Annotated in this window: 13 protein-coding genes and 1 other annotated feature; of the genes, 5 read left to right on the top strand and 8 right to left on the bottom strand. The window is 47.6% G+C overall.

The window, feature by feature from the left end; translation table 11 throughout:
• Positions 1–79 precede the first annotated feature (79 nt).
• The 5 genes from BP97_RS0134440 to BP97_RS0134460 all read right to left on the bottom strand — a co-directional run bounded on the left by BP97_RS0134440 (position 80) and on the right by BP97_RS0134460 (position 6,595).
• A complete protein-coding gene (locus tag BP97_RS0134440) occupies positions 80–2,293 on the bottom strand; it encodes a helix-turn-helix domain-containing protein (protein ID WP_028553128.1) in 2,214 nt (737 codons plus the stop codon).
• An 88-nt stretch (positions 2,294–2,381) separates the two neighbouring features.
• On the bottom strand, positions 2,382–3,737 hold the full coding sequence (locus BP97_RS0134445) for a polysaccharide deacetylase family protein (protein ID WP_051621237.1): 1,356 nt from the start codon (positions 3,735–3,737) through the stop codon (positions 2,382–2,384).
• A gap of 202 nt (positions 3,738–3,939) precedes the next feature.
• Positions 3,940–4,410, bottom strand: coding sequence for a thioredoxin-dependent thiol peroxidase (gene bcp, locus BP97_RS0134450; protein WP_028553130.1), 471 nt, complete (start codon positions 4,408–4,410; stop codon positions 3,940–3,942).
• 71 nt (positions 4,411–4,481) lie between these two features.
• Positions 4,482–5,756 carry a serine hydrolase domain-containing protein gene (locus tag BP97_RS38510; RefSeq protein ID WP_051621239.1) on the bottom strand — a complete coding sequence of 425 codons (1,275 nt, stop codon included), beginning with the start codon at positions 5,754–5,756 and terminating at the stop codon, positions 4,482–4,484.
• A 152-nt stretch (positions 5,757–5,908) separates the two neighbouring features.
• Positions 5,909–6,595 carry a hypothetical protein gene (locus BP97_RS0134460; RefSeq protein WP_028553131.1) on the bottom strand — a complete coding sequence of 229 codons (687 nt, stop codon included), beginning with the start codon at positions 6,593–6,595 and terminating at the stop codon, positions 5,909–5,911.
• A gap of 241 nt (positions 6,596–6,836) precedes the next feature.
• Positions 6,837–7,118 (top strand) — a binding site (T-box leader).
• Positions 7,119–7,170: 52 nt separating this feature from the next.
• Here BP97_RS0134460 and metG point away from each other — a divergent pair.
• Positions 7,171–8,802, top strand: coding sequence for a methionine--tRNA ligase (metG, locus tag BP97_RS0134465; RefSeq protein ID WP_028553132.1), 1,632 nt, complete (start codon positions 7,171–7,173; stop codon positions 8,800–8,802).
• A 125-nt stretch (positions 8,803–8,927) separates the two neighbouring features.
• On the opposite strand, the gene BP97_RS0134470 is transcribed toward metG, so the two are convergent.
• Genes BP97_RS0134470 through BP97_RS0134480 form a run of 3 tightly spaced genes read right to left on the bottom strand, consistent with a single transcriptional unit; the run spans position 8,928 to position 11,557 of the window.
• Positions 8,928–9,713 carry an ABC transporter permease gene (locus tag BP97_RS0134470; RefSeq protein ID WP_028553133.1) on the bottom strand — a complete coding sequence of 262 codons (786 nt, stop codon included), beginning with the start codon at positions 9,711–9,713 and terminating at the stop codon, positions 8,928–8,930.
• Positions 9,714–9,717: 4 nt separating this feature from the next.
• Complete coding sequence (locus BP97_RS0134475) at positions 9,718–10,512, bottom strand: ABC transporter permease (RefSeq protein WP_028553134.1); 795 nt, start codon at positions 10,510–10,512, stop codon at positions 9,718–9,720.
• Complete coding sequence (locus BP97_RS0134480) at positions 10,505–11,557, bottom strand: ABC transporter ATP-binding protein (RefSeq protein WP_028553135.1); 1,053 nt, start codon at positions 11,555–11,557, stop codon at positions 10,505–10,507. The genes BP97_RS0134475 and BP97_RS0134480 overlap by 8 nt, the downstream gene beginning before the upstream one ends.
• A 460-nt stretch (positions 11,558–12,017) precedes the next feature.
• Between BP97_RS0134480 and BP97_RS0134485 the strand changes: the two genes are divergently transcribed.
• From BP97_RS0134485 to BP97_RS0134500, 4 genes are all read left to right on the top strand, one after another.
• Positions 12,018–13,109 (top strand): LCP family protein, encoded by a 1,092-nt coding sequence (locus tag BP97_RS0134485; protein ID WP_028553136.1) that lies wholly within the window; start codon positions 12,018–12,020, stop codon positions 13,107–13,109.
• Between the two features lie 201 nt (positions 13,110–13,310).
• Positions 13,311–14,108 carry a PhzF family phenazine biosynthesis protein gene (locus BP97_RS0134490; protein ID WP_028553137.1) on the top strand — a complete coding sequence of 266 codons (798 nt, stop codon included), beginning with the start codon at positions 13,311–13,313 and terminating at the stop codon, positions 14,106–14,108.
• 53 nt (positions 14,109–14,161) lie between these two features.
• Positions 14,162–15,514: a glutamate-1-semialdehyde 2,1-aminomutase gene (locus BP97_RS0134495; RefSeq protein ID WP_028553138.1), complete on the top strand. Its 1,353-nt coding sequence runs from the start codon at positions 14,162–14,164 to the stop codon at positions 15,512–15,514.
• Positions 15,515–15,962: 448 nt separating this feature from the next.
• Positions 15,963–16,145 carry a hypothetical protein gene (locus BP97_RS0134500; protein ID WP_028553139.1) on the top strand — a complete coding sequence of 61 codons (183 nt, stop codon included), beginning with the start codon at positions 15,963–15,965 and terminating at the stop codon, positions 16,143–16,145.
• Positions 16,146–16,205: the final 60 nt, after the last annotated feature.

Here is a 16,205-nt window from a genome sequence, read left to right on the forward strand (position 1 = left end):
AAAAGCCGCTCGGACCAGCCCGAACGGCTCTCACATCGCTTACTCACGCCCCCATAGGAGACGCATCATTGTTCAATATCTACTCTTTTTTGCGGTATTCCCCAGGTGTTACGCCGGTCAGCTTTTTAAACACGCGCATAAAGGATCTTACGTTCGGATATCCGACCTGTACCCCGATTTCCTGAATGGACTCCCCGCTCTCCAACAGCAGCCTCTTGGCCTGTTGTATGCGGACATTACCCAAATAATCAAGAAAATTCACTCCGAACTCTTCTTTAAACATTTGGCTCAAATACTTGGCATTCAGTTCAAATTCGTCGCTTAAGTAAGTTAACGATAATTCCGGATTCGCATAATGCTCGTTAAGATACTCTTTGACCCGAAGCATTAATGGATGATGTGTACGGGCCGTCCTTAGATTCTCCAATCGATCGAAAGCTTCCGTTAGAACGACCGTAAACTCCTGTTCCAGCTCACTGATCGTATCTAATCGCTCCAATGCTTCACTCAACCGTGGCAGCGCTTCATTCGTCCATATATCCTGAAGCTCCACAGGAAGCTCCATCACCTCGCGCTGCATATGATAGATCAAATAATGAAGGATGGCAAACACATCGTCCCGGGTAAAAAATCCGTCTACCAGCTCGCGAAACAACTGCTCCTGCTCAAGCTTCCACTCTTTATCACCGAGCCGGAATTTTTGGCCCATCGAGCGCATCAAATGCAAATGCTTATAGACTTCTCCTTGTGATTTGTCCGAAACGTCGCCATGCTCGATAACACGGTTTCCTCCCAGCGACGATTTGTACTGCAATGCCTCCAACGCTTCTTCATGCGATCCCGGAACCTCATCGATGCGGTCAATGATCGCGCCGATACCTACAGTTACCGTAAAAGCAAGGTGCTGGTTCACCCACTGCTTCACCTTGTCGAACATTTGCGAGGCCAGTGCCGTCGTATCCGCATCGTCAGGAAGGTGCACCATGACGCTGAGTTGAGCATTTGAGGTCCATTCCATCCAGACGCGAATCCCCTCATTTTGCGAAATTTCCGTCACAACACTGCTAAGTGCAAATTTAAGCAAATATTGATCCCTTTGATTATAACGGCTGCAGTATTCCGCATACTTGTCGATTTCTACCACGGCTATCGCTAAAATCCCGATGTCCTCCTGCAATCCGTACAGCCTCATCTCCGTTTCGAACTGATCTGAACTAACGGGCCGGGTTCCTTCTATCAATTCCTTGAAGAAATTTCGTTTTCGAAAAATGAGATCCTCCTCACGCAGCTTTTGAAACGTCATGGTCCTCTCTACCAAATCATCCAGTGCCGTTTCAATGAACCGGAACTCGTCCTGGCCCGACAAGCCGGAGAGCGAGCTGCTCCGCTGGGCGGCATACGAATCGATCCTGGCCACAATCGACTCGATAGGCTGATAATTCCGACGCGTCACGTAGACGATCCAGACAATTCCGATACCAATCATCAGCAGATTCAAAGCTAACCAGAATGAGGAATAGGATGCAATAAATAAGGGCGGATTGTCGTTTAGCAGTCCACTTTGAATACGCCAGCCGGTATAATCAGATGTCACCTCCGATAACATCTTCCCCCCGGACTTGCTATCCACAATAGGCTGACCGTGTCGATCCGTAAGCTGGATAAAGTTCACATTCGATTCGGTCATATCCTTAATCAAATTTTGTATCGCCGAAGTCTGTACATTTACAACGATTATTCCCTGCTTGCCGCCTAACAGCGGAACGTTCTTGACTAACGTAACCACCTCTGACGATCTGATCTGATCGTCGAATTCCTTGTAAGCCCTCGCATCTGTCCATTTGAAGGACAGCTCTTGCTGAAGTGCGTTTCTTATAAACTCCCTATCTCCGAACTCCTCCATGGGGGCCATCAGCGTGTTACTCAGCACTGTGTAGTCGGATTGACGGACTAAATAGATCGAATCAATCATTGGGGTACTGGCGATTAGCTCTCTCAACTTATAAGAGACGTCATACAGCGTCATAGTAGAATTGCCGGTATAGTATTTGGCATAAAATTGCGTTATTTTTTCATTGGTTTGGATTTCTTTAATGATTTGCTGATCGATCGTACGCATCGTATGATCAATCATCTGCATCACATGCTCCGCAAACACTTGATTTGCCCGAATCGTTTCTTTTTTGGTAAGCTCGCTGGCCGAAATGGCGGAAAGAAGAATGAGCGCCAACGCCACGAAAAAAAAGATCGGCAAATAAGATAGCAGCAATCGTTTAAACCCGTTTTTTTTCATGTAAACCCCCGAACGAAGACTATAGTCTTGCCCCATTATAACCTATATCCTCACTCGAACCGATGGTTACATCAAAAAAATCCTTTCGTTAAAAACCAAGCTTCAGCATAATGCCCCCATTTAATTTCGCATTCACCTGCCTAAGTCCATCCTCTTCCCCATAAGATATGATTTGATTGCCGAGCATCTCCAGCGTATCCCGCAGCGGCACATATACTGTTCCCTCACGCAGCTCCATCCGGGCCACATGATACGCCGTCTCCTTGCCGCCTTCCTTTACACGTTGCTCCTGTCGAGAGAAATCATACTCCGCCGCGTACATGCCATATCGAACGACCGCCGTTCTATCCCGCTCCTGCCATTCAATTTGGCCGTCCATCGATTCGACAAGTAGTCGCAAGGGCACCTGGTATTGACCTTCCGATAAACGGTACTGCTCCGGATTCAGGTGCAGGGTTCTTTCTCCCAATGTAATATCCAATGGAACCTGTATAACAGGTGCATTCTTCAGTGCTTGGTTATCTCCTCCACCTTGTTGAACACCCTCCTGTCCTTTCTCCCGTTCTACAGCGAGCAGGTGATCCTCGGCTTGAGCAAGCAGCTTTTGATGTGTGGCTTCGGTAATCCCGCGTGTCCACTTCAGCTTACCAACTGGAAAATGAATAGGCGGTACTTGAGGGCTCAACGCCTCGAAGGAGTAGCCTTTATCCTTAAACAGCTTAATAATATCCGGCAGTGCCTTCACCGTCTGTTCGTGACCGGTCCCGTCATGCATCAGCAAGATCACTTCTTGCTTGAACGGGCCTTTTCTTACAGTTTGTATGATCTCGTTAGCCGGTACTCCGGGTCTTGCCGAATCTCCGCTATCGATATTCCAATCGTATACTTCGTATCCAGCTTGATCCATATAATAAAAGTAAAAAGCGTCAAAGTTGCTATAGGTGCCTCCTGGCGCTCGTACAAGCGTAGGTCTTATCCCTGCTTGCTCTTCCAATATATCCTCCGTCTTTTGGATTTGATTCCAGAAGGCCTCAGCTCCGGAATACAATTCCTTGTACACGTGATTGTACGTATGATTGCCGATGGCATGCCCTTCCTCCAATGCTCTTCGGACCAGCTCGGGGTGCGACTTAACCTCTCCTCCCAATACAAAGAAGGTCGCCTTAACATTCTCTTCCTTCAGTATGTCCAGCACTTTCCCTGTCAAAGGGCTCGGCCCGTCGTCAAAGGTCAAATAAACCGTCGGCTGCTCCGCAGGCACATAATTCTTATCCTTCCATATCGGTTTGCCGGATTTGAGTTCATTGTACAGCGCATGTTCGCTTAAACCGCTTGCGTAAACGGAGTCACCAGGAGCCTGAATAAGAGCAAGTGAACAAAGTAGGATGAAGGCAGCGATTGAGCATACTCCACGCATGAGAAGAGCTCGGAACGAGTTGAACATGAAAGGATCCCTCCGACATAATCTATTAATTTGACTTAGTAGACTATATGGGAGAGCGCTTGATCATATTCCTAATATCATTGTGTTCCTCCACGCAAAAAAGAGCAGCTGGGCCTTAAACCCGAAACTGCTCATTGGAATGACGCTTGTTCATTTTTTCATAGAAAAGAACCTGGTGTAGAAGAAAAGGCTCGATAGAAAACTATGCCAAGTTATCTCGAATAAACTGCAGCGACTCTTCGACATGATTCTTAATTTTGACCTTGCGCCACTGCTTGACCAATATTCCCTCTTTATCAATGATAAACGTAGAACGCTCCACTCCCATGTATTGTTTGCCGTACAAGGTCTTCAACTGCCACACCTCGTATAATTCGGCAACCCTATGCTCTTCGTCCGATAATAGTAAAAAAGGAAGCCCATACTTTTCAATAAATTTGGTATGCCGTTTTACAGGATCCGGGCTTATGCCAATAATGACGGTGTTCTGAGCCTCAAACAAATCAGAGCGATCTCTTAAATCACAGGCCTGTGTTGTACAGGTCGGCGTCATGTCCTTAGGGTAAAAATAAAGCAGCACATGCTTTCCCCGAAAATCGGATAGCTTGACAAGTTGTCCGTTGGAGGAGGGAAGTTCAAAATCTGGCGCTTGCTGTCCGCATTCCAATGTCATAAGTATTCTCCTTCATAGCGTATATCACGTCGAGTATAACGCTAATCCGGATATTTCACAAACTCCAGCTATTACATAGAGGAAGTAAGCTTAAATGACTGCAAGGATGCTCGGAGCTTTGCCGCACCTTCATCGTTAGACGACAACGGCTGGTCCGATTTCACTGCCATGATAGCTTTAATCAGCATTTGCTCCGGCATAAAGTCGTCTTCCTTATTCGCCGCGGTGATGGCCATAATCATATTCATATCCGGTACTACGAAGATACGCTGTCCGCCAGATCCTGCCGCATAGAACACATTATGGTGAACCGCTTTATCTCCGGGGATGACTATAGGCTTCAACCACCATAAGTAACCAAATCCGCCTTCGGTTCCATCGTCATACCTTTCAGCCGCCTGCTGCTGGATGGATTCCTCCACCCATTCGCCCGGTACGACCTGGTACGTTTCCCATCGGCCGTTATGCAAATACATAAGCCCGAACTTAGCCATATCCCTACAGGTTAATTGAAGCCCCCACGCGCCGATCAAATTGCTCTGCGGATCTTGCCCCCAGGATACATTCGTAATCCCCATCGGATCAAACAAGTTGATTTTGGCAAGAACGCTGAGCGGAATTCCTGTCGCCTTTTGCACTAGTACGGACAACAAATGCGCATTGCCGTTGCTGTATCTGAACGTCGTACCCGGCTTTGCAGCCATAGGCCGTTCCAAAATGTATCGTCCCCAGTCCGGCGAGTTGGCCATCTCATGCGAGGACCGCTCTTGCTTGTTGTCCCAATCGATACCTGATGTCATGGTGAGCAATTGCCTTACCGTGATTTGAGCCTTCAACGGCTCGAGCGCTGCTTCGTGAAACAGCTCTTGAAGCGTTTGATCCTCTCTTATGGAGTCTTGGTCGACTGCCATGCCTACAAGCGAGGAAGTTACGCTTTTCGTTACGGAGAACATCGGGTGACGCGTCTCTGCATCCCAGTCGCGATTATACCCTTCGGCCACCAAATAGCCGTCACGGATTAAAACAAAGCCATCCACGTGTTCATCTTTAAACTCACTTACCATTTCGGCAAGAGCTGCCGAATCCATCCCATGCTCTTCAGGCTCAGCCTCCTTCCAACCATCGGTCGGCCAATAGTCGAGCCTCTTATCTCTACGCAAGTTTTCAATAACCTCCGTATTGGAATACGGAATCGACGGAACCTGCAATTTTGTCCGAAAATCTACGACCCCTTTTCCACTTGGGGTTGCAGCCAACATATTGGAAAGCAAAAACTTGGAAGCAGCGTGACCTCCCTGATTTACTCTGTTTTTATTGTAGGGTTTATTTTTGTGTCTCTTCAGCATGTTTCTCCCTCCAAATCCTATTTTTATACTCCGAATAGATGTATCATCTGTAGCCACTCTCTCTTTTATGTGGCATCCGAATTTCAGCCTTCCAGCGCTGATAAGGCAATAGCCACCCCAAAATCCATGAGGCGGCCCAAGCTGTGTACCGGTTATTTTTTCTGAATAAAGCTTTGCAGGGACGGAGCCAGATCATCTTTTAGCTTGCTTATAAGTTGATCGTCAGTCATGCCTTTTTCCGCAGCAATCTCCGAAAGGCTTTTACCGTCTTTCAAGCCCTTCTTCAATTCTTGCTTAGTTATCCCTAATGCTGTCGCTAAATCCTCTGCCTTGAGGGTGGAACCCAGCTTCAACGAATGCTTTGTTTTTTCCGTTTTCTCTTTGGCTTGATAACCTGCTTCCCGTACAATCTTCTGAATCTTTTGGGTTGCTTTCTTATTCAGCGAAGCAGCTTCCTCTTGCGTAATTTGGTTGCTCATAAGCGCATTGTTAATCAAGCTTAACGTTTCCTCAGTTAATTTATCCGTTAAGTCCTCAGCACTTTTGCCTTGCTCAACCGCTATATTGGCAAGAGATTTGCCTCCTTTCAGCGCCTCATTCAAATCGTCATAATCCATGTCAAGAATCCCTGAAGCCTTAACGGCAATGAGATTCAATTCTAGATTGACGCGTTTGGAGAGCGGCACCGAAGTGTTTACTGCTGGCGCGGTGATTACCGTATCGGAATCAGCAACGTCATCGTCGGCATAGGCCGGATGGGTAATGGTACCGCCTAATCCTGCAATCAGCAAAGCGGCGGCGACGGTTCCCGCCATCATTTTGTGCTTCATAGACTTCATAGCTCTCTCCACCTTATCCGATTATGGTTTCTCTTTTTTTGTGAAGTCCTCTCCCTTACATGGATTAGTATAAGCGTCATATATGAACTAACTTTTACGCCAACATGAAAATTAGCTAAATGCCAGCTTAAAGTTTGCTTAAAGAATTTCCCTAATCCATCATTCAAGGATATTTATGGTCATCCATCCATTGATAAAAAGTTAATTACTGGATATAATGGTTCATTAAAGGAATATGATCTAAAAGGCTACGATGAGAAAGAGTAGTTGGAATCCTTCTTTGAACAGAGAGCTCCGGCAGCTGAAAAGGAGTAAAGAAGCATCTGACGAACATGGTCTCTGAGCCGTGCATCGAAATCCGCTCAGCTTGAAGCTGAATGGACGTAGGCTGCATCGTGTGCGCCCGTTAAAGCGCTAGGGTATAACCATCTTGTTTTCAAGGTGCCGTACCTGAAGAGGTCCGCTACTGTGAAGCGCGGATGAATGAAGGTGGTAACACGTGAGACACACTCTCGTCCTTTTTGGGGACGGGAGTTTTTTTGTTGTCTACTTTTTATAATTGGAGGCGAAGATCGATGACGATTTTTATCGGAGCCGCATGGCCGTATGCGAATGGTTCGCTGCATTTGGGGCGAGTGGCCAGCTTGCTGCCAGGAGATATTTTGGCGCGATATTTCAGGCAAAAAGGAGAGGAGGTCCTCTATGTTTCGGGGAGCGACTGTCACGGAACCCCTATCTCCATCCGGGCAAGCCAGGAAGGCGTGGAGCCCAGAGCCATTACAAACCGGTATCATCAGGAATTTACTGAATGCTTTCGTAAGCTCGGCTTTTCATACGACCTATATACGCGAACCGACGACAAGTTCCATCATCAAGTGGTGCAGCAGCTTTTTTTGATACTTCTGGATCACGGCTATCTTTACAAAAAAGCAGTTGAGCAAACATACTGCACGGTGTGCGAGCAGTTTTTGCCGGATCGTTATGTTGAAGGACTTTGTCCTCATTGCGGAAGCGAAGCACGCGGCGATCAATGCGATGCCTGCTCCGCCCTGCTTGATCCCTTGGAGCTCCACAATCCGAAATGCAAGCTGTGTAAACATACACCGACTATCCGGCAAACGGACCATTATTTTCTTGCCTTATCCAAGTTTCAGAGTCAACTGGAATCTTATGTGGAGAAGTGTGACGAATGGAGAGACAATGCCGTCCAGCTAACGCGGAGGTACTTGAACGAGGGCTTGCACGACCGTGCGGCAACCCGGGATTTGACGTGGGGCATTGATGTTCCTCTCGAAGGCTTCGAGGGTAAAAAAATCTACGTTTGGATCGAGGCGGTCAGCGGCTATTTATCTGCCAGCATGCAGTGGGCGGAAGCCACCAGCTCGAACTGGGAGAAGTTCTGGTCCGATGAAGTGACAGCATACTACGTTCACGGGAAGGATAACATTCCGTTTCATACCTTGATCTTGCCGGCAATTTTACTGGGTGTAGGACAGCTCCATCTCCCGGACCGGATTATTTCGAACGAATATTTAACGTTAGAGGGCCGAAAATTTTCAACAAGCAATCATTGGGCCGTTTGGTTGCCCTATGTATTGGATCGGTACCATCCCGATTCCCTTAGATACTTCCTAACCGCGAATGGCCCGGAGCAGAGAGATACCGATTTTTCATGGAGGGCTTTCATCCACAGCCATAACGGCGAGCTGCTCGGAGCCTTTGGAAATTTTGTTAATCGGAATTTAATGTTCTTAATGAAATCGTTTCAAGGGGAAGTGCCTTCAGGACAAATGGATGGTGCAGTTCGGCATCAGCTCGAGTCCTTGTACGTTCATATAGGGGCCCTGCTTGAGGCCGGTAAATGCAAGTTCGCTCTTGAGGCCCTATTCGCCTATATCCGCAGCGCTAACAAATTTTTCGACGAGCATAGGCCTTGGATACAAGTGAAGGAAAGTCCTGCTGATGGCGCAGACACCTTGTACACCTGCCTGCAAATCATCGCTAACCTATCGAATTTACTTTCGCCTTTTCTACCGTTCTCCTGTGACAAAATCCGTTCCTTCCTTGGCATCAAAGCGCCGGGATGGAGTTATATGGAGATACCGCCCTTAACTCAGCTTCAAGCACCTGAACCTCTATTTGAGAGAATTGACACGTGTCGAATTGAAGAAGAAACAAGCAAATTAAAGAACAGCTGTTGTCCATGAGTATGCAAAAAAGAGGCTGTACGTCCGATCCTCCACTGATAACGGGCATCTTGCAGCGGATATATCTATCCGTTACAGGCCCATTAACAGGGTGAAGCGTACAGCACAGCCTCATTCACTTTCTATTACGAACCAGCACCACGATATCGCTTGACACCGTAATTCCAAATGAACAGTGCGATCGTTAGGAAGACAGCCCCGACTACCGGAGTCAGCAGCGCGAACATCCCCCAATTAGCCCGATCTAGAAAATACGCCGCAGGGTAAAACCCGACAAAGCCGAAAGGCAGCACCCAAGTTAGCAGCAAGCTGATGAGTTTATTGTAGATCGTCATCGGATAGCGCCCATAGTTTTGAATGTTCCATAAGAGAGGCAGTATTCCCGTCGGTGAATCGGAGAAGAACGACAGCGACGTGAAGAATATATAAACGCCTCCGTAGATCATAATCGATCCGGCCACCAGCAGCACGAAGACGAACGGATCATACCAAGTCAGAGCAATACCGAGATGCGACCAGGAGTATACCATAATGAGGAAGCCCGTCAGTGCGCTGAATAGCGAGGAAGGGTCCATATTCTCCAGCATCAGCTGGACCAAATTATAAGCAGGCCGCGTCAGTATGCGGTCCATTTCTCCTTTTACAATGTATCGCTCACTGAAGCCCCACAAATTAAAAAAGGTAATAAAAATACCATATGGCACCATAAAGTAACCGTAGATGAACAATATTTGCTGCTCGTTCCAAGCGCCGATAAGCTGCGTGTGCTGGAACACAACCAAAATAAAAAATAGGTTCAAGCCGTTGAACATCAGATCCGAAAGCACTTCAATCCAGAAGTCGGAACGATACTCCATTCTTGTTTTCATGTAGTTTTTCAAATAATCGATAAGTAACCCAGCGTAAAACATCTTCTCAACCTCCCTGCACGAACAGCCGAGTTCGGGCTCCGCGCCATAGAACGACCAGCGGCACGATAAGAAGCACAAACCACAGCACCTGCACGCCCAGTACTTCATACACGGCGCTGCCCGCTACTTTTCCAGTAAACACAGCACCCGGCAAATACGTAATCGCCTGAAAAGGCAGCAGCTTCAGCAGCCCTTCCGCCCAGCCCGGGAAAAACGACATCGGTACGACAAGCCCGGAGAACAAATCGACGGCAACCCGCTTCATCCGCATCATGCCTTCATTATTTTCAAGAAAAAACGCGAACAGTCCGGTAATGATATTGATCTGGGAATTGATCAGAAAGCTCATAAACAGCATGAGCAGGAAAATGCCCCACACCCCGGGATCCGTAGGAAGCTTGACTGGGAATAAAAACGACACGATCACCATCCCCGGTGTGGAAAACAGCAATAGCCGAAACAAGCCTTCACCAAAGCCCTGCATCATTTTTACTATAATATAGTTGTAGGGACGAATGAATTGGATCGCCACGCTGCCGTCTTTAATCTCATTGGCTATTTCTCTATCCAGGTTGTTAAAGTAAAAAGCCCGCGCCATCCAGGATACCGCGACATAGGTTGTCATCTGTGCTACGGTCATGCCGCCAAGCGTTTCGTTGGCACCATAGATAGCCTTCCAAAGAAAATAATAAGCTCCGATATTCAGGGCATAAATGATAATGCCGCTGTAATAATTAACCCGGTAAGCGAGCATCATTAAGAAGCGGATACGGATCATATCAAGGTAAGCATTAAGCATGAACTTTCACTCCCTGCTGCCCTGCCTCTTGCTCGGACTTGACTTCCGCCGAACCGGATTTATAAATTTCACGAACGATATCATCCGTGTTCGTCTCAACAATCTTAATATCTTCAATACTCATCACACCGACGATACGGCTCAGCACCTCGGACACGTTAGCTTTCTCTTGAGGTATCCAAACCTTGGCACTCCGATCGTTGTCGAGCGTCCATTGTACCTCGAGCCCTTGAGTCAGTTCGTGCAGCCGATTCATCGTGACCGCATCGGTAAACTGAAGGATCACTTCTTTGCCTTTACCCCATGTCGATTTCAGCTCCTCCAGACCACCGTCATAAATGATATTTCCGTCGTCGAGCATAATGACGCGGGAGCAAAGGGCTTCGATATCCTGCAGATCGTGCGTCGTTAACAAGATCGTTGTTTCGTAACGCTGGTTCATCTGCTTCAAAAACTCACGAATTTCCGTCTTAACGACAATGTCGAGACCGATTGTCGGTTCGTCCAGAAACAATATTTTCGGATTATGCAGCAGCGATGCCGCCAATTCACAGCGCATTCTCTGTCCCAAGCTGAGCTTTCGAACCGGACGGGCCAATAGCTCGGCTAGCTGCAGCCGCTCTACCAGCTCGTTAAGACGCTGCCTGAAATCGGCTTCCGAGACACGGTACACTTTTTTCAACAATTGGAACGATTCAATAACGCCGATGTCCCACCAGAGCTGGCTTCTTTGTCCGAAAACGACACCAATGCCGCGCACGAACTTTTCACGTTCGAGATGAGGTATGTACCCATTAACGCGAATATCACCTGCGCTAGGTACAAGAATACCGGTTAGCATTTTGATCGTTGTCGATTTGCCGGCACCGTTCTCGCCAATGTAGCCGCAAATTTCCCCTTGAGGAATTTGAAAGCTGATATCCTTCACCGCTCTGACTTGGGTGTACTCCCGCCGAAACAGGTCTTGCACAGCGCCTCTCAGACCTTCACGGCTCTTTTGAACTCTAAATTCTTTGCGAAGATTGTGTACTTCAATTGCTTGCATAGCGTCCTCCTGATGATCATTATCGTAATGGTATTCCGAATCGGACTATCCTAGTCTATCCTTTTTCACCTGAACCTACAGGCTGTGCAAAACATGACCGAATGTGACGAAACTTGCTATAAGGAAACGGATCAAATTATAATGTAAACATCACCCAACCAAGCCGACTCCAATTGAAGCAGCTTCTGGGCGGTGTGCCATTGTACTTGTTTTACCTACCGTTTATGTTATGAATGATAACAATCGCTTGTTTCGTCTTCATCCGTTTACGATTGCAATTCGTGTGGTAAGTACAAACTAACAGGACCTTTTTCCCGAAGGATCGACACTTCTTGACGGCACCAAGCTTTCCTGTATCCTCCATGCATGTTCCTGCCGTATTGTCAAAACCTATACGTTATGATACACGAACCCAATGCAAAGGAAAAGCAGCTGACAACTTAAGGAAAGGAAGGATCAGATGGCCAGCAAAATCAAATGGGCTATACTAACAACAGTGCTTCTGCTCTTGGTAGGGGTCGGATATTATACATACGCATTTTTACATTTTGCCAATAACATTCAATCAAAACCGGATAGCGACAAGCTCTTCAGCGGTATTACATCTAAAAGCACGACTAAAGTTTCCGAGACGTACACGCCGCCTAAATGGGAAGGTAAACAGAGAGTTAACGTATTGCTGCTCGGAGGCGATTCCCGCGGGATGAAAAAAAATGAAATTCCGCGTTCAGACACATTAATGGTGGCTTCCATTGATCCAGTTACGAAAAAGGCGTCTTTATTTTCCATTTTGCGGGATACTTATGTGAAGATTCCAGGGCAAGGGGAAGACCGGATTAATGCGGCTCTAGCCATCGGCGGGCCGAACCTGGCGATGAAAACGGTCAGCGATCTTATGGGCATTCCCATTCAATATTATGTGTATACGGACTTTAAAGGCTTCATCGCTCTCGTAGACGCCATCGATGGGATCGATCTGTTTGTCGAGAAGGATATGAAATATTCCGACGCTGAAGACGGCCATGAGTACGATATTAACTTAAAAAAGGGAATGCAGCATCTCAATGGTAAAACCGCGCTGCAATACGTTCGGTTTCGTCATGACGCAATGAGCGATTTCTCTCGAACTGAGCGGCAGCGTAAATTTATTCAGGCCATTGCTCAGAAAATGCAAAGCACTTCTTCGCTGCTCAAGCTGCCAAAAATTTTGAACAGCATCGATCCTTATATCGAAACGAATCTGACGACGACAGATATGCTGAAGCTTGGCTCCCTCGGTTATGAGGCCAAAGCGGAAGGTATGAGCAGCCAGCAAATCCCTCCTTCCGATCTGTTGATCGAGAAGCGAGTTGGCGGAGCCGAGGTCATATCCGTCAACAAGGACAAACTGCAAATTTATGTAAAAGCAGTGCTGGATGGTCGTGATCCGACCGCTTCAGACAAAGTGCCTGCATCGAGCGAAAAGAGCGGCAGTGGGTCATCAAATGGCAAAACCGGCTCGAGCTCTGCTATATTATCGAGTAATCCTGGCAGCGGAGCCGTTCATAAATAAAATGAAGCAGCACTATGCGGATTACGAAAAGAGAAAGGAACTTGGGAAGCTCACGCTTCCGGTTCCTTTTTTGTTACCCCTTTATCCCCAGAAAATGAAAACTGTCTTAAGGTTTTCATTGGGAATGAAAATATCTATAATATAGGAAAGCACATTTTTCGGCAATTTGTTACTCCCATCATGTATAAGGAGATGTTCGGAATGATTTCTATTTATACAGTCGATGCGTTTACCTCTACCCCATTTACCGGCAATCCGGCCGCGGTTTGTATTCTTCAGGAGTTCCCATCTGACGATGCCTGGCTCAAGAAGATCGCAGCAGAGATGAACTTATCAGAGACCGCTTTTTTATGCCCTATGGAAGGGGTAGGTAACTACCAGCTCCGCTGGTTCACTCCTGAAAGTGAAGTCGATCTGTGCGGACATGCAACCTTGGCAAGTGCCAAGGTGCTGTGGGAGAGCGGTGTTGCTTATCGTATCGAACAGCTTCGCTTTCATACGAAGAGCGGGCTGCTGACAGCCAAGAGGGTGGATGGCGGCATTGAGCTGAACTTCCCCGCGGAGAGGGTTGCACCTGCTGCCATTCCTCCATTTCTAGAAGAAGCCATTGGCTTCAAGCCTGAGGCCGTTTATAGCAATCGAATGGATATGTTAATTGAAGCGGAGAATGAACAGACTTTGCGCGACTTAAAGCCAGATTTTCATTTGTTAAAGGATCTTCCCGCGAGAGGACTGATTGTCACCTGCCGTTCCGACAATCCGAATTATGATTTCGTATCTCGCTGCTTCTACCCAGCCTTAGGCATTAATGAAGATCCGGTAACCGGGTCGGCTCACTGTGCTTTGGCCCCTTACTGGCAAGAGAAGCTCGACAAAAAACAATTAACTGCTATGCAGCTCTCAGCACGCACTGGTGAATTGAAACTGCGAGTAACCGAAAACCGGGTACTGATGCAAGGACAAGCCGTTATTGTGGTTAAAGGGCTTTTGCTGCATTAAGCATTGATTCTTTCACAAACAACGAAATGAATTAACGATAAAGGAGTATCATTATGACATCCCCCATTCTACCAACAAACGCGAAGCCGCGTTCTGAAGCATTGTATAAAGAAGCATTGGAGCATATCGTCGGAGGGGTGAACAGCCCTTCCCGATCTTTTAAAGCAGTCGGTGGCGGCGCTCCCGTATTCATGAAGCGCGGACAAGGCGCTTACTTTTGGGACGAGGACGGCAATCGCTACATCGATTTCTTGGCAGCATACGGACCGGTCATTCTTGGTCACGCGCATCCTCATGTTACCGCCGCGATTTGCCGTGCAGCCGAGAACGGCACACTGTATGGGACACCGACTGAGCTCGAAATCGAGTTCGCCCGCATGGTCAAAGCAGCGATTCCATCGCTCGATAAGGTTCGCTTCGTGAACTCCGGTACGGAAGCCGTGATGACCACGATCCGTGTAGCAAGAGCTTACACGGGACGCAATAAGATCATTAAATTTGCAGGCTGCTATCACGGTCACTCGGACCTAGTGCTTGTAGCAGCGGGAAGCGGCCCTTCCACGCTCGGTATCCCGGATAGCGCTGGTATCCCGATGAGCATCGCAAACGAGGTCATCACGGTGCCGTTCAATAATCTCGAAGCGCTCCACGCCGCATTGGAGCGTTGGGGCGACGACATAGCCGCGGTGATGGTGGAGCCGATCGTCGGCAACTTCGGCATGGTTATGCCGAAGCCCGGCTTCCTCGAGGGGCTATGCGCCGCGGCTAGGAACAACGGCTCCCTCGTCATCTATGACGAGGTGATTACGGCGTTCCGCTTCCATTACGGCGCGGCGCAGACGTTCGATGGCTTGAAGGCTCCGAGCCTCGCAGCCATCGAACCAGACCTGACGGCCCTGGGCAAAATTATCGGCGGCGGGCTGCCGATTGGGGCTTATGGGGGCCGTAAGGACATCATGGCGCAGGTAGCGCCTCTGGGCCCGGCCTATCAAGCCGGGACGATGGCGGGCAACCCTGCATCGATATCGGCAGGCATCGCATGCCTGCAGGCACTACAGGAGCCGGGAGTCTACGCCCGGCTCGACAAGCTGGCCGCCACACTGGAGGTCGGCCTGGCACAAGCTGCGGGTAAACATGGCATCCCGCTCACAATTAATCGCATTCGCGGCTCGCTATCGACCCATTTCTGCGACCACCCGGTCACGGATTATGATGAGGCTCAGGATACAAATGGCGAGCAGTTCGCTCGTTTTTTCCGGCTGATGCTTGAACAAGGCATCTGCCTCGCTCCTTCGAAATATGAGGCGTGGTTCATGACCACCGCTCACAGTGAAGAAGATATCGCCTATACCATTCAAGCGGCGGAACATTCCTTCGCAATAATGGCCAGTGAACGGATTGTATAAAGGCAGAATATATATAGAAGGACCGCTATTCCCGAAATAGCGGTCCTTCTTTGTAAACTAACCTGACCCACCTCATATTTCCCCAAATATTCCTGTATCGTTCGGATGTTAACTAACGTTAATTAGGCTTATTAAAAGCTCTTGTCCTAGATATAGCCAAGGTCTTCTACTATCGCCTTCTAAAATATTAATTTTGTAAAGAAATCTTCCACGATACAAATATTGGCGATAAAACCGAACTATAGAATGATCACCTTAATTATTCGTTCGTTTTTAGCATTTCGACGATTTTCGTCCTTATTTTCCCTTTATTCACCAATTATGCAAAATAGATAACGCTTACATTCGCTCATTCCAGTGATTGTTCTATTGTGCAACCAGCAATTTCGTGATATTCTATTAATACTTTATTTTGTAAGAAAATCGGCTATTTTATAAGGTTTTTCGCATGAAATCCGTATCGGTATGCGCTCATTTTGTCGATATGGGCACACTGTTGCTCCATATACCAACGCTTCTCAGCGCCAACGACAAGCAGCAGCAAATTGCGGTTATGCATGAAAAATGTATATTTATTCATTTCGACATCGTCGATGAATTTGTCCGCTTTCTTATCGCCGCAGTGACATGAATAAACCTTGCTTGATGACGATTTAAGACTCGCATACTTTTATTGGGAGGTGACGGTCAG

Origin of the sequence: Paenibacillus sp. UNC451MF (assembly GCF_000686845.1) — a bacterium.
In the GTDB taxonomy this organism is placed as follows: Bacteria; Bacillota; Bacilli; order Paenibacillales; family NBRC-103111; genus Paenibacillus_S.

Bases quoted from the DNA above. Each gene is read 5' to 3' on its own strand.
- BP97_RS0134490 (WP_028553137.1), top strand. From the start codon at position 13,311: ATGATTTCTATTTATACAGTCGATGCGTTTACCTCTACCCCATTTACC.
- BP97_RS0134440 (WP_028553128.1), bottom strand. From the start codon at position 2,293: ATGAAAAAAAACGGGTTTAAACGATTGCTGCTATCTTATTTGCCGATC.
- BP97_RS38510 (WP_051621239.1), bottom strand. From the start codon at position 5,756: ATGCTGAAGAGACACAAAAATAAACCCTACAATAAAAACAGAGTAAAT.
- BP97_RS0134460 (WP_028553131.1), bottom strand. From the start codon at position 6,595: ATGAAGTCTATGAAGCACAAAATGATGGCGGGAACCGTCGCCGCCGCT.
- BP97_RS0134495 (WP_028553138.1), top strand. From the start codon at position 14,162: ATGACATCCCCCATTCTACCAACAAACGCGAAGCCGCGTTCTGAAGCA.
- BP97_RS0134445 (WP_051621237.1), bottom strand. From the start codon at position 3,737: ATGTTCAACTCGTTCCGAGCTCTTCTCATGCGTGGAGTATGCTCAATC.
- metG (WP_028553132.1), top strand. From the start codon at position 7,171: ATGACGATTTTTATCGGAGCCGCATGGCCGTATGCGAATGGTTCGCTG.
- BP97_RS0134485 (WP_028553136.1), top strand. From the start codon at position 12,018: ATGGCCAGCAAAATCAAATGGGCTATACTAACAACAGTGCTTCTGCTC.
- BP97_RS0134470 (WP_028553133.1), bottom strand. From the start codon at position 9,713: ATGTTTTACGCTGGGTTACTTATCGATTATTTGAAAAACTACATGAAA.
- BP97_RS0134480 (WP_028553135.1), bottom strand. From the start codon at position 11,557: ATGCAAGCAATTGAAGTACACAATCTTCGCAAAGAATTTAGAGTTCAA.
- bcp (WP_028553130.1), bottom strand. From the start codon at position 4,410: ATGACATTGGAATGCGGACAGCAAGCGCCAGATTTTGAACTTCCCTCC.
- BP97_RS0134500 (WP_028553139.1), top strand. From the start codon at position 15,963: ATGAAATCCGTATCGGTATGCGCTCATTTTGTCGATATGGGCACACTG.
- BP97_RS0134475 (WP_028553134.1), bottom strand. From the start codon at position 10,512: ATGCTTAATGCTTACCTTGATATGATCCGTATCCGCTTCTTAATGATG.